Consider the following 15,742-nt stretch of genomic DNA (forward strand, 5'->3'; position numbering starts at 1 on the left):
AAAGCGACAGCGGAGCTCTTTCAAGGCGTACGAAACCTTGGGGTCCGCAAGGGCGATATAGCGGATAGCCCGGCCAACGCCCAAAAACCTATAAAGAGATGTTTGGCGTATGGGAGACTTTTTGGACGGATTTCGTTCGTGAAGTCGATTCTTCTTCTTTTTCCTCGGGTTCAACATCGTATTTATCTTCCAAGGAAAGATTGATTTCTTCCAACCGTTCTTCCATCTGTACCAACTGTTCCGACTTGTCGAATTCCAGTTCCAACACCTTTCTATTGGCCGCTACCGCCTTGCCGAAATCGTCTTTCAGTTCCGTCTGCGTTTTGAGGGTCTTCGGTATCTTGGCCAAGGCATTGTGCATATATTCAGCGATACTTAGGGGATTGGCCACGATTTTCTGGGAACCATGGACGTAGCTGGCATTCGGGGTCTTGACAAACAACCGATGTTCATCGTTATCGATGACCTTGAGCCTCAGTTCGGCATCCAAGAGGGAGACTATGATATGTTCCCCGACCGTTTTTCGTTTGGATTCTAAAAGATGCTGGAGTTTTTTTCCAATGACCAGCGTTTCTGTCGAACCATCTATTTTTAACGCTTTGAGTAAACTCAAAAAATAGATGCTTTTATCGGCGAGGGATTCCCATAAGGGTAGATCGTTTTGAAGATTGGCGATGTTTTTGTCCGTTTTCATTAGTTCGTTCTCATAGAAATGGATATTGTTCTGCGCCTCCAAACGGTTCTTTTTAAAAATGGAACGTTCGAGTTTCAGTTCGTCCAATTGCTTGCCCAACTCTTCCTTTTCCAGATACAAAGGGTCGTTCTTGGCAACGGCCAACAAGGTTTTGTAATCAATGGAGCCCTCGTCGTTGACCGGCCCCATATCCAATCTGTTGAACTGTATCGTGCCATTGGTCAATTGCTCGATAAAATTCTTTTTGATATTGACATTGTTGAGCATCAGGGCATCCGTACAGTTCTCGACAATGTAAAACGATACCACGACTTTGTTGTCAAAATGTTCCTTGGCACCAAGGTTTCCTTTCCGCACCCCTCTCCCGTTGCGTTGGTCGATATCCGTAGGCCGGTAGGGAATATCCACATGGTGTATCCGTACCAAACGTTGCTGGATATTGGTTCCGGTCCCCAACTTTTCCGTGGAGCCGATGATGACCCGATAGGAACCTTCGTTTACTCTTTTGAAGCATTCCAAGCGTTTTCTATCGGTCTTAAAGTCATGGATGAATACTATTTCTTCTTTGGGAACTCCATATTCTTCGACCAGAATACGCTTTAGCTCGTCATAGATATTGAAATGCTCCTTGGGAACCCCCAAATCAGAAAAAATGGCCTGTGCGCCCTTAAAAGAATTGGTTTCGACATACGTTTTATAGACTTCAGAGGCAATTGTCCGCAATTTGGCCTCCCCGGGGTCGTCCAATTCCTGGTTCAACAATCTCGGATCGATGGAGGCATTTCGCATATGATGGAGCGCGATCAGCGACAAGGCGCTTTTTTGTTCCTCGGTATATTCCTTTCCGCCGTATAACAAGCTACTATCCCCTCTTTGCAGGAACTCCTTTATCCTGTCAAAATACGCCAATTGGGCGGCAGTAGGTTTTAACGTATGGACATCGAGCTGCATTTTTGGCCTGTCGATTTGGTGGGTAGTGCCGTTGACGATAATCGAAATCTCGTTGTAGAGCGAGGACAACAATTTCATTTTCTTGAAGGAACGGAAACGCTCGCGAACCTTATAATCGCCCGAAACGGTAGGTTCAAATTCATAGGATTTGTTGGCGAACACCTGTGCCCATTGGTCAAAGGAGGTAATGTTCATCTCCTGCATGCGATGGGGAATAAGGTATTTGAACAGTACATAGACCTCGGTAATCGAATTGGAAATGGGCGTACCCGATAGAAAAGTGGTCTGAAAGTCCCTTTCTTTTGCCTTTTGAAGGGTTCGAATGGCGACCAGCAGGTTTTTGCTGCGCTGCGAACCCTTGTTGGTATTCAGCCCGGCAACCCTACTGTGCCGTGTGGTGTACATGAGGTTCTTGAACTTATGGGATTCGTCCACCATGATGTGCCCAAAGCCCATTTGGTCAAAATTGATGACCTCGCTCTGTTTCTGTTGCATCTGGAAATACACCTCGTCCAAAGTGGCCTTCAAATTCTCGCGCCTTTGCTGTAGGCCTTTGAGTACTCTTTTGCTGATGGAATACTTATCCTCTTGGATGACGTTCAGGTCGCGTTCCAGGTTCGCCAGTTCCTCGCTGATGATGTCGTGGATGACCTTCGGGGACTGCGGAATGAACTTAAAGGTATCATGGCTCATCAATACCACATCACAATCGGTACTTGCGATCTTGGCAAAAAAAGCATTGCGATTGGCGAGGCCGCTGACCACCTTGTCATGGGCGACCAATAATTTCATGTTCGGAAAGGCATTGAGCAGTTCGTTCCTCAACTGCACTATTGTGGAGCGCAGCCCGATAACCAAGGTTTTCTTCGAAAGGTTGAGTTCCTTTAGTTTATAGGAGGCCAAGGCCATGTCCAAGGTCTTCCCGAAACCCACCTCTTTATTGACCAACAACCCTTGGTTGATGATGATGCCCGCCACGGTATCTTTTTGGCTGGGATATGGGGTAAACTGTTGTAACCCCTCGAATTTGAGATAGCTGCCATCATATTTGGGATGTACCTTGGCGTCGTACATTCTGTAAAAGATTAATTCCAGTTCTTTCCTTAGATCGGGCTTCCCCATGATGTAGTTGTGAAAATCCTTATAAAGGATTTCAAATTTGATGCGGATTTCCTGCATCCTTGCCTTATCCGTTTTCTTGTTCCCCTTTGGCCCTTTCGATATATAGGGAATGGTTGAGTTCAGGGCACCTTCCAAAATATCCGTAAAATAATAGCTCCGGTTCTCGCTCCGTACATAGAACTTTCTGACTTCCTGATATTCGTAGGTCTCGATCTTGACCATATATTTGGATGTACTTTCGTTGTAGGCAATGTGCGCCAAGGTCTGGTAGGTGTCATAGAGAAAGGCCTGGGTAATCTCCAACGGAAACCATGGTTCGTGCAGTTTGATGTCAAGGTCTTCAAAAGGCGTAACGGGCGGCTTTACCCCTTCCAAGGCCAAAAGGGATCTGTCGATGTAATTCTTATCGATATAGGACTGGTATGGGCCAAAATCGTTCCTTCGGTAAAAATTGATTTTTTCGTAGATGGTTCCCGATAAAAAAAGGAATTTTGGAGCCAAAACGACACTGTTCCCTTCCGGGTTCAGAAACAATAATTGCCGTTCCAGGGCATCCTTGATGAGCGATTCCTTGGCTCCCCCGGTCATTCGGGCCAATACGTCCGCATCGATGCCGTTGTATTTGTTCAACGAAAAATAGATGGCATCCTCCAGTGATAGTTTTTCAGGGGTTTTGGCCATCCCGCTCCAAGGATTGACCAAAATATCGGCCTTTAAGAAAGTGCCGTTTTCAGGTCTTTCCAAGGCCAGGAGCATCGGTCCCTGAATATCCAAGGTTACAAAGGGATAGTTCGCCTTGTCGTGCAGTTTCCCGTACTGAAAGTCGAACAGGTCGTATTGATAGTTCAGGCTGTCCAAAGTCTTTTGCCCCATGCTCCTGTCGGTATCCAATAATTCGAGATAGGTGTCGCGCAAGGCCAATATCTTGGAAAGCCTATCGAATTCCTTGGGTTTGACGGTCAACACTTCCAACACTCCGTTTTCAAGGATTTTGGCGATTTTCTGTTCCCTGATGACCAGATTACCGGCCTTTAGTATGCCTTTATACCGCAATTGCGAAATGGGTGCCAAAGGTTCCTTGGGGGTAAATTCGATCGGCCTTTTTTCTATTGTCCGGGTTTTATCGGCAAGTCCAAGATCGCCCAACTTTTGGGTTATGGTATGTTGCAGCCCTTCCAATTGGATCGTGTTCTTTACCGTGTAATCGGTTTGGTCGTACATACCACCTTCCTCCATTTTGCCCAAGACCCGATTTCCATAATTCGAGAAATAGGAACTGAACTGAACGGTGTTTTCGCCCACCACCAGTTCCATGGTATCGGCAAACAGTTCATTGATCTTCTGCTGTTCGGCAGTTGTTTCTATCCCTTGATTGTTCTGAAACACCAAAATATCGGTAACCACGGCCGTATTTTCCTGGGCAAAGGCCGTATCGGGTAGGCGGACACCGCCCAAAAAATTATTGGTTTCCATCAAGTGCTTCCGAATGGTCGCATATTGGGCCTTGTCCTAAAAATTCTTGGTACATATCAAAACGGAAACCCCAGCAGGCTTTAGACAGGACAATCCCTTGTACACAAAATAGGAATGGATGTTCTTGGAAATCCGGGCCTGTAATGGATGGCCACTTAACGCGGTATCGAAAATCTTGCTCGCCCCAAAGGGAATGTTGCCGACCACAAGGTCATACTTCCTACCGGCATCGGTCTGTGCCATATTCTCAAAGGGAACCCCAAAAATCTGGACATTGGTGTTCGGTTTGAAATTGTGTTCCAAAATACGGGTGGTCAGAATTTCCTTTTCGAAAGCGGTGTATCGTGCCGCAGGAAACTGCTTCAATAATTCCCGGATGAAAAGGCCGTTTCCCGCGCTCGGTTCCAAAACGGTCTTTGGTTTAAAATCTTCCAATCCATTCAAGAACGAGCCGATGGACCGTATAATGGGAACAGGTGTAAAATAGGAATTGAGGGAACTTTTTTCCAAGCTTGCCAGAACGGTCGGGGCATATTCCTGCCCGAAATAACGTTCCAACCGTTCCAAAAAAACGGATCGATATTCCTCATTCTTGAGGATGTCGTAAATATTGCCAAAACCAAGGTTGTTAATAAACAGATGCGGATCCGATTCTGGCGCGTGGAGGGCGTCCAGGGTCCTCACCAAATGGTCGAGGTACCTTTTCTTTGAGTATTTCATGAGTGAGTGAGTTAAGGAATTTGATTGGATGCTTATGCTACATAGTCAGACCTTTATTTTTATCTGGATTAATTTGTTTACGGACTTCCCGCAAATCATATTCTGAAAGTGTAAAACCTAAATTTGTTAAAAGGGCATCGTTGAATTTGCGCTTGGCAAACTCGGACCAACCAAGTAATCCATTGTGCTCTATTTCATTTTCATGGTAATATTCTTGGGCAAGATTGATTTTACATTCTTCCACTATACACTTTCTTGAGTATCTGAGCCTTTCACAAATCCACTCGTAATTGAAATACAGTAGGTTTTGGTGCATATCCCGATTTGCCATATAGTTATCCGATACCAAATGGCCCGTTTCTTTTTCGTACATCCTCACACTTCCGTTGTCATCACATTCGCTGTCGCCGATAAAGTAAATGAACGATTTTGTTACCATGGCCATTTTAAAAACGTGTCCGTCGATTTTTTTGTACTTATTTTCCATTTTAGGAAGGTTTCATTTGCACAGTCTGCACAGCTAGATTATTTTTTAGTTTTACCAAGGCAATTGGGAAATTTTTGCTGTGCGAGTAATGCCGATCGATATGCCGCAGTACGGAACCGACAATGGGTCTAAAGTGCATTTCCTCTTGATTTTTCTCGCCTTCCGCAAAACGCCATTCCCCCGTACCGTAATGCTTTTTGAGGAACGCCGTTCTTTCATTGTTTTTTAACACAATGGCATCTTTTTCGACCACAAAATTCTTTTTGATAATGACCTCTTTCGAGAGGTACAATCTTTCTTGGGCCGAAATTTCCTTGGATTGCATGAGTTTTTTATAAGTTTCCCATTGCAATCGTGAATGTCCGTTAACTTCCTCATTGCGCCGAACATAAAGGATGCCTTTGTGGATACCAAGTTGTAGACCGTGCTTTAGATAGGCTATGAGTTCTATCTTGCTGTCCAGAAAGCGTTCCTTGAATTCCTGCATGCCGAAATAGAGGGATTCGGATTTTGGTGCCGTCTCCAGAAAGGACTGAAACACCAAGTAGCGCTCCGTAGCTTCCGTAAGGGTCATGATATTGTATTTTCCTTCTAATTCCGAAAGATGGAACTGTTTGCCTACATATTGTATGGGATCGGATACCACCTGCTCGCTTGGTAGTAAAATCGATTCCTTGAAATAGGGATTGCTTTGGAAGGTCAGTTGGACGGCATCATTATAAAATGCCGCAATACTTCTGCTATCCTTTCTTTCGTTTTGCAATCGGTCGGCCCCATAAAAGGAATGCTCAAATCGAAGCGAACTTTTTTCTACCGGATGTAAGGCCGAAACCGATTGACGCAAGCCTCGACCGTCGTAGGTTTTCCATAAAGGAATATTACCGTGGGTAGTGCTGGCCATAAAAAAGGTATGGGTATTGAACTGAAACCCGAATTTTATCGTGCACAAAAGCGAATCGCTTTCCAAAATCCTAAAATTCCCGATAGGAACGATTTTATGGTCGTGGTTGACCAGTAGTTCTTTTTCCTTGCCTTGGGCCAATAGCTTTTTAAGGTTTCCATCGATATAGCCCTTTTTGGCAAGGTTTAGCCGTTTGATATAATCGAGCTTTTTAAGGTCCTTGACTTCATCAGTGGTTATCGAGTCATATTCCAGCTTACCAAAAGCCCTAAAATCTATATCTTTCGACATTTGCCTGTAATTATTGACAGTATGGTACAAGCGCCTTGCAAAGCGTGCAGCCCTTTTCCAAATTGGGATTTTATTCTCCATGAGTATTGGGTTTAATATCCATGACTTCGGCATAGATGGTTTTCTTTAGGTTAAAGGATGGCCTTGGATCGATTTTGACTTCATTCTTCCAAACTTCGTAATGCAGATGAAATCCCGTGGAACTACCCGAACTACCAACCGTTGCTATAAGCTCATGTTGGTCAATAGTCTGTCCTTTGGCGACCAATACCTTTTCCAAATGTCCGTAGAGGGTCTTAAAACCGAACCGGTGCCTGATGATAATATGGATGCCATAACCATTTTCTGAATAAATGACCTCGGACACGGTTCCCGCGGCCGATGCATATATAGGCTTGCCAGATGGAGCGGCCAGATCGATACCAAAATGGGTTTTCGTTTTTTTGGAAATGGGATGGGTACGCATGCCATACCTACTTGACAATGAATAATTGCCCTTTTCCAAGGGAACACACGAGGGAAACTGGTGCAGGAGTTCCGGTCGGTATGTCAAATATGTTTCCAAAGCAGCTATATAGGAGTAATCCGGAATTTGATACAGGTACTTGGCAATCCGTTCTTCAATGGCCAATAACAAATGTTCCCGTTCCTTATCCACAATGGTACTATCAAAGCGGTCGGTTTTAAAATTGTCCTTTAGCCGTTCCCCGTAATTTTCCATGGCAACGGTTGTTTCCCGAAGTTTTGAATCCGAAAAACCGAAACCATTTCCGATGACATAGAAAAGACAAAGAAGTATCAGAAAAAGCAAGTGGGCCAGTTCCTTTCGACCCATACCGCTGACATAGCAATGTCCAACTATTCGCATTTTTTTCCCCAATAAATTTGCAGATTCAAAAAAATTCATATATTTGCTTTATCTACAAATTTATAATTTATTTGCAAATAAGCAAGAAATGATAAAAAATTGGCTAACAGAAGACCATCGCATCGACCTCCCGAAGCTTTTTAAGCATCTTGGCTTTCGAGCGGTACAACGGGAAAGAACACATTATCTATACAAAGGTAACGGCGCGCAATACGTTATCCTCAACACCGAAAAGGGCTATCTGTACTATAAAATAGAACGCCCGGATGAAAAACTATCGGCCTCGGATCTGATTACCGAACATGTATCGAAAACCGAGGGAATGGACAAAGAAATGCTCTGGGACAAAGTGGACACCTATTATAGAGAGGTGTTACGGACAGAAAGTTTATTGGTTAGCGACAATACAGAAAGCACCGTTGAAACAGTAACAAAAGATTTCAACCATTTTCTTGGTTATGCCTTACCCTTGGATAAAAACACCGATGGACTCTACAAAAATTTGGACGATATGGCACCTTTTGAGGGGCGCATCTTCAAAAATAAGGAAGACGAAGTCCTATTTCCACTGTTCAATATCCAGAACGAGATCTGTGGGTATTTTACGGATACCGAGCAAGAGGTGCTACCTTATAAGGAATCGGCCATCAAACATTCGTTGTGGTATTCCAATATTCCCAAAAAAATCGATGGACTGTTCCTTTTTAAAAATCCTAAAGAGGCGTTGGCGTTCCATAGAAAATTCCAGTTTAAAAACGTCGTATATCTCGCTTTGGGGACTATCAATGCCCAAACGACACGAATTCTTTTTCAAATCCAGCGTTTGACCAAGGTGGATAAGCTTTTTTTGAGCTTTACGGGCGATAAAAAACTGGAGGGGTATTTACGCGACCTGCATTTTATATCCTATGTGGAGGATTCGGATTTTAAACTGCATTTGACCGATAGGGATATGGTAATCGATTTCCCAATGGGAAACGAGAAATCCTTTTCCCGATTTTATGAGCATACGCGGCGGTTCAATACCGAACTGGCCCAGAGTTTTCTGAAATACAATAAGATCATCGACCAGAACCGATTGAACCGATATAGCATCATGGTATCCAAAGACGGGGAGCAGATCAAAGTGCGCCTGCCTTTGGAGACCAATGCCATAAAGTTATTGGTCTGGTCGTACTATAAAAATTATTTGGACAAGACCATCGAAATCCTCAAACCGACAGCCCACAATTGGTATTCGGAATGGGAATTGGCAGAAAGCCAAACCAAAAAAAGGAAGGAGGTGCAGTGGAAAGAGTATAGAATCGCACTATAAAATGGAAAAAGGACGCTCCCGCCCTCTTTCCTTCAAATTCCGTAACTCACAAATCACTCCTGATTTGCAGTTATGTACTCAAAAGTAACAAATTCAAATTTCGTAACAATTAAAAATCACTCAAAAATGGAAAAACAAGCAGAAAAACAAATCGAAAAAGTCTTCGTCAACGTAAGCCAGGTCTGGTTTAAGGGCGAAGCCATTTCCAAGGATCAGGACACCTATAAGGTCAAAACCGATGATGGCAGAACCTTTACAATGCCCAAGATGAACGAGGAAGGTGGAAAAAACGAGGACATACAGATCCGGGAAAACTTGGACCATCAATTTGCTAAGGAAGACGTAAAAAGGCGTTTGGAAGGAGCCTATATCAGTTTTCAAAAGTTGGACGATAATGTTCAGGAATCCCTTTTGGAAGGCAAGGAGCGTTTGATCAAGACCACCTATATCAGTGATGGACAGTTGAAAAGTTCTGTCAAAATGGTGCAAATGGTCTATAATCCCAATACTGGTTCCAAATTGGACGTACAGATCAGACGTAACGAACAGATCAAATTGGAAGATGCGAATGCCTACCAATATCAATTTACCAAGGAGGAATACAATGCCATGGTTAAAGAAGGTCAAACCATTCAATTTACCGGTACTTCCTTGAACGGGGACACCTTCCAAAAACTGGCCTACTATGAGCCAAGACTGAACGATATCCGTACAAAACCGGCAGTTTCCGCCAATATGTACGTACTCGGGCAACAATTGACCAAGGAGCAGGCCGACACCATGAACAAAGGGGAAGAAGTCAAAATCACTATCCGTAAGACCAAAAAAGGGCCTTTGACCTATATGGTCAGATGGAGTGCGAAAGGGCAACGTTTTCTCTACAGGGATTTGGAGAAAGCGAAACTCAAGGATATGGAGGTCAAAGCGGGGACAACCCTTGACAGCGAAAAAAAAAAGAAACAGCCTAGCAACGCCATGAGCCTGTAGTTCCCTTTTTTAATTAACTCAATGCAAAGGCCGATATGCTTGGCGTGTCGGCCATTTTAAACCCTTCCCATGAAAAGTCCGAACTATAGGGATGATCCCGAACATTATAAACGGTCGATCGCCAAGATTAATGAAGAGGTCAATTTTCCCATGTACCTGCACCAAAACGGTTATCAACTCATAACCAAAAGTGCCGGTTCCATGGAGTTTCAAAACGACGAAGACCGGATCGTACTGCAAACCAAAAGAAATCCCGTTACCTATTTCAACCGGAACGATTCCTTTGACAAAGGATTGTTCTTTAAATACCTGATGCAACGCAGCGAAAATTTTTATAAAGCCGTGCAGGCGGGGCTGGAAATCGCCGCTAGAGCCTATGGCCTGGAACATAACGCTTTGCGGGCCAATAAACCGAACACCTTTGTGAAATCCTTGGAAGAAAACTACAATATCGTGCCCTTGCGGAATTCCCAATATTTGAGGGTACAGCGAAGTATTTCCAGAAAAACGCTAAACACCGAAGCATTCAAAGGGCGAATTTTTAACGCCTATCACATTCGGGACAATGGCGGAAAAATCGCCAATATTGCCTTTCCGAAATACGATTTGGAAGGAAACGCAAAAAACTACATCCTCTACAACAGACCCTACCGAAGTAAAAAGGACAATGAAATCAAAAAGTTTCGATTGGTACTGAACCAGAAAGACCATTTTTTGTTTCATTCCAAGCCTATTGACCGACCTGCTCGCATACTATTCGGGGAAAGTGGTATCGACCTGCTGTCCTATCACGAGCTTTACGGAAAACCTGATAATTTTTACGTGTCCTTTGGGGGAAATGTGTACCAAGAAAAATTGCAGTTCTTCGTTCAACTGATCGAACCAATACTGCAAACCAAGAAAACAGAACTGATATCCATCACGGACAACGACCTCAAAGGCCATGAGTTCGACCTAAAGATCTTTACTGCGGTCATCAATCGGTACAATCCGAACATCTATATAGAAACCGCATTTCGGTCGGGCAAAGTGAGTATGGGCATTCATTATACCGAAAAAGTCAGGGGGCAATTGTCCCATCATACGACTATTCTAAACAAAAAATTGACTTCCGATATAGAAAAGGACTATTTGGTTTTTGACCTTGTACGCTGTGTCGGGTTCTCGGACAAAATCCTTTTGGAGTTCTCCCTGAACGAAGTAGTCAACACTCCACATATCGAACAAAAGCAAAACGTGTTCAAAACCCTGCTGAATATGGTTAATGCTCTGTATCTGCCTTTTCAGACCGACCTCCACAAATCGCAGGGAAAAGACTGGAACGATGACCTTTGCGCTTCCAAAAGCATAACATACCTAAAAATGGACGCAGTTGTTCCAAATGTTATCGCAGTTGGGGATAAAATCGAATTGCATACGACCAAAGGCCCTGAAGGTGGCACTAACCAAGGTTTAGTAAAATCCATAAAGAAAAATAGTGTGGTATGCGACTTTGGCTTGAACTATACCTATGCCATTCCATATTCTGCCATACACTCCCATTTTAAGAAAAGTGCTGCCCAGGTTATCGAACAAGGCAGCGAAAAATCAAAAATGAATTCAAAAAACAATACCTTACAAAACAATTTGTCATGAAGACCATGGAACCATTATCCGAAGAATTAAAGGACAACCAATACTACGTTTCCCTTTTGAACGCACTTATCGAGGAAAACGATATGGAACTAAAGCACCGTTTGCAAAAAGCGGATACCTATGCCCGGTTCATCAATGAGCAGGCAGGCCTTTTAATGGACGAGACCATCGATCATATCGAAAAAAATGAGGTCGCCTTCCCTATCGCCTCCTCTTTGGTGATCCAACAATGGAAGGAGCGGATGTTCCGATAATCCCGGAACGAACTTTCAAATTCCCAAGGTTTCGTCATGAACGACAAGAATCTCGCATTTTCGGCTATGTTATTATCCGTGGCTGTCTTTACCCTTATCGGGTTTATGGCCTATTATCCTATTTTGCAATACCAGCAATGGGATTCCAAACTCTCTGAAATCGGCTACCATTTTTTATTGCGTTTTGAGGCCTTACAACGACCCTTGCACAGCCGTGGGCTGTTGTTGATGTGCATCTTGGGCGCGGTCATGCTCTACAATCCCAGAAAAAGGGAAGGGAAGTCATTTCTTACAGGCCTCCTATATTTCGGCCTAGGTGTTCTGTTGCTATTGCTAACGGGCTATTTGGCACCGGCCAACTTGGGGCTGTTCTGGTGTTCCGCAGTTTTGTACATACTCGGGTTCATTTTCGCGGTCTCAGGCGCAGTACACCTTTTTCAGGTAATGGATTATGGTAACGAGGCCGAGGACGACCCGTTCAACGACAAGAACGAGACCTTTCGGCAGACCGAAAAACTTGTGGACACCCCATACTCCGTCAACATACCCTATGAATACCGTCATAAAGGAAAACTACGGAAGGGTTGGATCAATTTCGTAAACCTCTTTCGCGCGCTCTTGATTATCGGTACACCTGGTAGTGGCAAGTCCTTTGCCTTGATCGAGGAAATCATCGAGCAGTTTATAGAAAAGGGATTTACGCTGCTGATCTATGATTTTAAGTTCGATACCCTGAGCAAAATCGCCTATAACTATTGGATGCGAAAAAAGGAAAGACTAATGGCCGCAAAGTCAGACGAACTTATCGAACTGCCCGAATTCTATACCCTGAGCTTTGACGATATCGAAAAATCGCATCGCTGCAACCCCATCGACCCCTACTTGATGCGCAACCAGACCGATGCCGCAGACGCCGCGACCATCATCATGAAGAATCTGAACAAGGACTGGATCAAGCGCAGCGATTTCTTCTCTAAAAGTGCCATTAGTTTTGTTTCTGGGCTGATATGGTACTTGAAGAAAAAATCGGAGGAAACGGGCAAGAACATCTGCACCCTACCCCACGTGATTACCCTTTCCACGGTCAATATTGAATATTTATTGACCATTATGATGCGTGAGGTAGAGGTACGCAGCCTGATGATTCCCTTTAAGGATGCCATGGAACGACAGGCGGGCCAGCAATTGGCGGGACAGACCGCAAGTGCACAGATATCCCTATCGATGTTGGCCAACAAGGAAATCTACTATATCATGACCGGCAACGATTTTAGGTTGGACATCAATAACCCAAAGAAACCCAAGATCGTCTGTATCCAGAACAATCCTGATCGCTCGGAAATCTACGCTGCACCAATAGGTCTTTATATCAACAAAATATTACAGGTGGTCAACAAACCTGGCGGAAGGCCTTTGGGATTGATTTTGGACGAACTGCCCACCGTATTCATTATGGGATTACGAAAAATTATCGATACCGGAAGGTCGCATTATGTGGCCACCGTGCTTGGTATTCAGAGTATAACCCAATTGATTGCGGACTACGGCAGGGAACTGGCCGAGGTCATTTTCGATAACTGCTCCAATGTGTTCAGCGGTGCTGCCAAAGGGGAAACGGCTCGGCGTATCAGCGATATTTTCGGGCGTATCCATCAGGAAAAAAAGAGCAAGGCCGTTTCCAATAACGATACCACGGTCAATTTCAGCACGATACTTTCCGAATTACTGCCGAAAAGTAAGATCACAAGCATGTCCACAGGGCATTTCGGGGGCATCGTGGCGGATACCTTTGAACATCCAATCGAACAGAAATTATGTTTTGGGCTGCTCAGGCCCAACATGGCTTCAAAGAAGATTCAGGGAAAATATGAAATCCCGAACCATGCCGATTTTAGGAGCAAGAACCATAGCGAATTTGTCAAGGATCGTTTGAAATTAATGCAGACTCTTGATTTTCATGCAACCATCCAAAAAATTGATTGTAATCAATTGGACTATCTCGGTTTCTACAAGTACTATATCGACGCATTTGCCGAAAAGCACTATCCGAACAGCATAAAACGGGTGCAGTTCATCAAATTGGCACGCGAACTCAAATTGTACGACCATTTGCAGGCATTGGACGGGCATATTAATAAAAAGGAGGGAACCGAGGACACCTTGAAACTCTTCCTTGCAACATTGGTGGACAGGATGTTCGTCAATAAGGAAATCGAACGGATACTTGATGCCAATTTCCTAAAAGTCATTCAGGATATTGACGATCTGGTAACCGAGGAATATGAAATTTGCACGGGGAAAAAACCGGAATTTACTGTATTCGACAAAGCAAAAACGGGCGACCAGATCGGCGAATCCTTGGAAAAGGAAGAGGAGATCGCTCAAAATTTTATGAAACATTATAAAAAACGTCCCAGTAGGGAGTTGGCGGATGCGTTCAGGAAAGCACATGAAATCCCTACATTTGAAAGGGTCTCGGCGGTTAAAGAAACAGAAGTAGTCGATAACCCCAATATTGGGGATTTAGGCGATCTATATTCAAGTTATCCCGCGGAAATGGTAGATGAACAAACACAATAACATACTATTATGAAAGATATAAATGAAATTATGAAGGCCTCTTCAGAGGATTTTAGTTACATCGGGGAACGTTTGCGCCTTATACGCGATGAACTGATCGAAAAAGATTCCGGAAACAAACGGGATAGTGAATTTTCTCGAAAAAATCTGGCCGAGCGCTTCGGTATAGACTATTATACTCTTGTCAATGTGGAACGAGGGACGTTTTCCTATACCTCCATCAAGATGGTGCTGTACTATTACACCTTGGGCTACAATCCCGCTTGGATCCTTTCGCCCGATAACGAATTTATAATGAAGCACAATGTCGGCGAAAATGTGGTATACCAGACCGATGTTCAGGAAGAATATCGTGAATTGGAATCTGATATCGTTTCGGCTTTGATGAAGTTTAAAAAGAAGCTCTGAGCCCATAATGACCCATTTGAGCCCGTTACCTATAGACTAACAAGATTGTGCTTTATGAAACATTTGAAACATATAAAAAAACGGACAGCCATTTGAGGTATCACAATTTGTGATACCTCAGAACAGTATAAGAAAATGACACAGATATTACCTGAAAACATCGCCGAAACCATACAATATTTTAGAGGCCATAAAGTTATTCTGGATTTTCATCTTGCAAAACTTTACGAGGTGGAAAATAGGTCTCTGAAGCAACAGGTCAAACGAAATCTTGACCGATTTCCGAAAGATTTCATGTTCGAACTTGAGCCAAGCGAGATCGATGATTTGGTATCACGTAATGTGATACAAAATAAAAGGGTTTTAGGCGGAGCTGCTCCGATGGCCTTTACGGAACAAGGGGTCGCCATGATTTCAAGTGTGCTGCGAAGCCAAAAGGCATTGGATGTCAATATCGCAATTATGAGAACCTTTGTCCAATTAAGAAGATTACTCGAATCGAACAAGGAGTTGGAAAAACAAATATTGTCCATGGAAAGGAAATACGACCAACAATTCAAGGTGGTCTTCGATGCGATTAAAGACCTTATCGTGCAGGAGAGAAAACCCAGAAAGAGCATTGGTTATAAAGCGACCAATGTGTAAGGAACAGGTTATCCTAAAATTATAGTATAGTCAACATGGATTTAAAAAAGCTCATACAGTGTTTGGATGATTCAGAGGTCATCGAATTGCATGATCATCTGGTCGATGTTATTGAAATGTATCGGGACCGTGAACTTCTTAGGACGCAAAAGAAACCGATAAAGGAATGGTTGCAGGCCAAGCAAGGTGTTTCTTTAAGATTGCAAAATATCCTTTTGAAGAACACCCGATATACATCCAGAGTCCCTTTCGATTATTTGGAAGACATTACTTTGTATGATTTTAAAAGAGTCAGGGGAGTTGGTAAAACGCTCATGATGGAACTAAGCAATATACTCCGTAAGGATACAACCATTTCTAGAACTGGAAAAATTTGGGATGATCGTTCAGGTCGATTTCGAAACTAAAGTT

13 protein-coding genes are annotated in these 15,742 nt (G+C 43.5%); 8 read left to right on the forward strand and 5 right to left on the reverse strand.

Annotated elements, in window-relative coordinates:
• Positions 1-88 precede the first annotated feature (88 nt).
• The 5 genes from PP182_RS08360 to PP182_RS08380 are packed head-to-tail and all read right to left on the reverse strand — an operon-like array spanning position 89 to position 7,546.
• Positions 89-4,240, reverse strand: coding sequence for an SNF2-related protein (locus tag PP182_RS08360; RefSeq protein ID WP_272650876.1), 4,152 nt, complete (start codon positions 4,238-4,240; stop codon positions 89-91).
• A 36-nt stretch (positions 4,241-4,276) separates the two neighbouring features.
• Positions 4,277-4,960, reverse strand: coding sequence for an Eco57I restriction-modification methylase domain-containing protein (locus tag PP182_RS08365; RefSeq protein WP_272650877.1), 684 nt, complete (start codon positions 4,958-4,960; stop codon positions 4,277-4,279).
• Positions 4,961-4,997: 37 nt separating this feature from the next.
• A complete protein-coding gene (locus PP182_RS08370; RefSeq protein WP_094998905.1) occupies positions 4,998-5,447 on the reverse strand; it encodes a hypothetical protein in 450 nt (149 codons plus the stop codon).
• Between the two features lies 1 nt (position 5,448).
• The gene (locus tag PP182_RS08375; protein WP_094998906.1) at positions 5,449-6,720 is read right to left on the reverse strand and encodes a hypothetical protein; all 1,272 of its coding nucleotides are present in this window, start codon (positions 6,718-6,720) and stop codon (positions 5,449-5,451) included.
• Positions 6,710-7,546, reverse strand: coding sequence for a M23 family metallopeptidase (locus tag PP182_RS08380; protein WP_094998907.1), 837 nt, complete (start codon positions 7,544-7,546; stop codon positions 6,710-6,712). The genes PP182_RS08375 and PP182_RS08380 overlap by 11 nt, the downstream gene beginning before the upstream one ends.
• 49 nt (positions 7,547-7,595) lie before the next feature.
• On the opposite strand from PP182_RS08380, the gene PP182_RS08385 reads away from it, so the two are divergent.
• The 8 genes from PP182_RS08385 to PP182_RS08420 all read left to right on the forward strand — a co-directional run bounded on the left by PP182_RS08385 (position 7,596) and on the right by PP182_RS08420 (position 15,738).
• Positions 7,596-8,822: a hypothetical protein gene (locus PP182_RS08385; RefSeq protein ID WP_158657214.1), complete on the forward strand. Its 1,227-nt coding sequence runs from the start codon at positions 7,596-7,598 to the stop codon at positions 8,820-8,822.
• Between the two features lie 126 nt (positions 8,823-8,948).
• The gene (locus PP182_RS08390) at positions 8,949-9,809 is read left to right on the forward strand and encodes a hypothetical protein (RefSeq protein ID WP_094998909.1); all 861 of its coding nucleotides are present in this window, start codon (positions 8,949-8,951) and stop codon (positions 9,807-9,809) included.
• Between the two features lie 69 nt (positions 9,810-9,878).
• The gene (locus PP182_RS08395; RefSeq protein WP_094998910.1) at positions 9,879-11,444 is read left to right on the forward strand and encodes a toprim domain-containing protein; all 1,566 of its coding nucleotides are present in this window, start codon (positions 9,879-9,881) and stop codon (positions 11,442-11,444) included.
• Positions 11,441-11,698 carry a hypothetical protein gene (locus tag PP182_RS08400; RefSeq protein ID WP_094998911.1) on the forward strand — a complete coding sequence of 86 codons (258 nt, stop codon included), beginning with the start codon at positions 11,441-11,443 and terminating at the stop codon, positions 11,696-11,698. Before PP182_RS08395 ends, PP182_RS08400 begins: the two co-directional genes overlap by 4 nt.
• A gap of 36 nt (positions 11,699-11,734) precedes the next feature.
• On the forward strand, positions 11,735-14,278 hold the full coding sequence (locus PP182_RS08405) for a type IV secretory system conjugative DNA transfer family protein (RefSeq protein WP_094998912.1): 2,544 nt from the start codon (positions 11,735-11,737) through the stop codon (positions 14,276-14,278).
• A gap of 9 nt (positions 14,279-14,287) precedes the next feature.
• Positions 14,288-14,686 carry a hypothetical protein gene (locus PP182_RS08410; protein ID WP_094998913.1) on the forward strand — a complete coding sequence of 133 codons (399 nt, stop codon included), beginning with the start codon at positions 14,288-14,290 and terminating at the stop codon, positions 14,684-14,686.
• 135 nt (positions 14,687-14,821) lie between these two features.
• Complete coding sequence (locus tag PP182_RS08415; RefSeq protein ID WP_094998914.1) at positions 14,822-15,331, forward strand: ORF6N domain-containing protein; 510 nt, start codon at positions 14,822-14,824, stop codon at positions 15,329-15,331.
• Between the two features lie 35 nt (positions 15,332-15,366).
• Entirely contained in the window at positions 15,367-15,738 is a 372-nt protein-coding gene (locus PP182_RS08420) for a hypothetical protein (RefSeq protein ID WP_094998915.1), read from the forward strand.
• The last annotated feature ends 4 nt before the right edge of the window (positions 15,739-15,742 follow it).

Origin of the sequence: Maribacter sp. PR1 (genome assembly GCF_028464145.1) — a bacterium.
GTDB lineage: Bacteria > Bacteroidota > Bacteroidia > Flavobacteriales > Flavobacteriaceae > Maribacter.

Bases quoted from the DNA above. Each gene is read 5' to 3' on its own strand.
- PP182_RS08405 (WP_094998912.1), top strand. From the start codon at position 11,735: ATGAACGACAAGAATCTCGCATTTTCGGCTATGTTATTATCCGTGGCT.
- PP182_RS08400 (WP_094998911.1), top strand. From the start codon at position 11,441: ATGAAGACCATGGAACCATTATCCGAAGAATTAAAGGACAACCAATAC.
- PP182_RS08370 (WP_094998905.1), bottom strand. From the start codon at position 5,447: ATGGAAAATAAGTACAAAAAAATCGACGGACACGTTTTTAAAATGGCC.
- PP182_RS08380 (WP_094998907.1), bottom strand. From the start codon at position 7,546: ATGAATTTTTTTGAATCTGCAAATTTATTGGGGAAAAAAATGCGAATA.
- PP182_RS08420 (WP_094998915.1), top strand. From the start codon at position 15,367: ATGGATTTAAAAAAGCTCATACAGTGTTTGGATGATTCAGAGGTCATC.
- PP182_RS08390 (WP_094998909.1), top strand. From the start codon at position 8,949: ATGGAAAAACAAGCAGAAAAACAAATCGAAAAAGTCTTCGTCAACGTA.
- PP182_RS08360 (WP_272650876.1), bottom strand. From the start codon at position 4,240: ATGGAAACCAATAATTTTTTGGGCGGTGTCCGCCTACCCGATACGGCC.
- PP182_RS08385 (WP_158657214.1), top strand. From the start codon at position 7,596: ATGATAAAAAATTGGCTAACAGAAGACCATCGCATCGACCTCCCGAAG.
- PP182_RS08415 (WP_094998914.1), top strand. From the start codon at position 14,822: ATGACACAGATATTACCTGAAAACATCGCCGAAACCATACAATATTTT.
- PP182_RS08365 (WP_272650877.1), bottom strand. From the start codon at position 4,960: ATGAAATACTCAAAGAAAAGGTACCTCGACCATTTGGTGAGGACCCTG.
- PP182_RS08410 (WP_094998913.1), top strand. From the start codon at position 14,288: ATGAAAGATATAAATGAAATTATGAAGGCCTCTTCAGAGGATTTTAGT.
- PP182_RS08395 (WP_094998910.1), top strand. From the start codon at position 9,879: ATGAAAAGTCCGAACTATAGGGATGATCCCGAACATTATAAACGGTCG.
- PP182_RS08375 (WP_094998906.1), bottom strand. From the start codon at position 6,720: ATGGAGAATAAAATCCCAATTTGGAAAAGGGCTGCACGCTTTGCAAGG.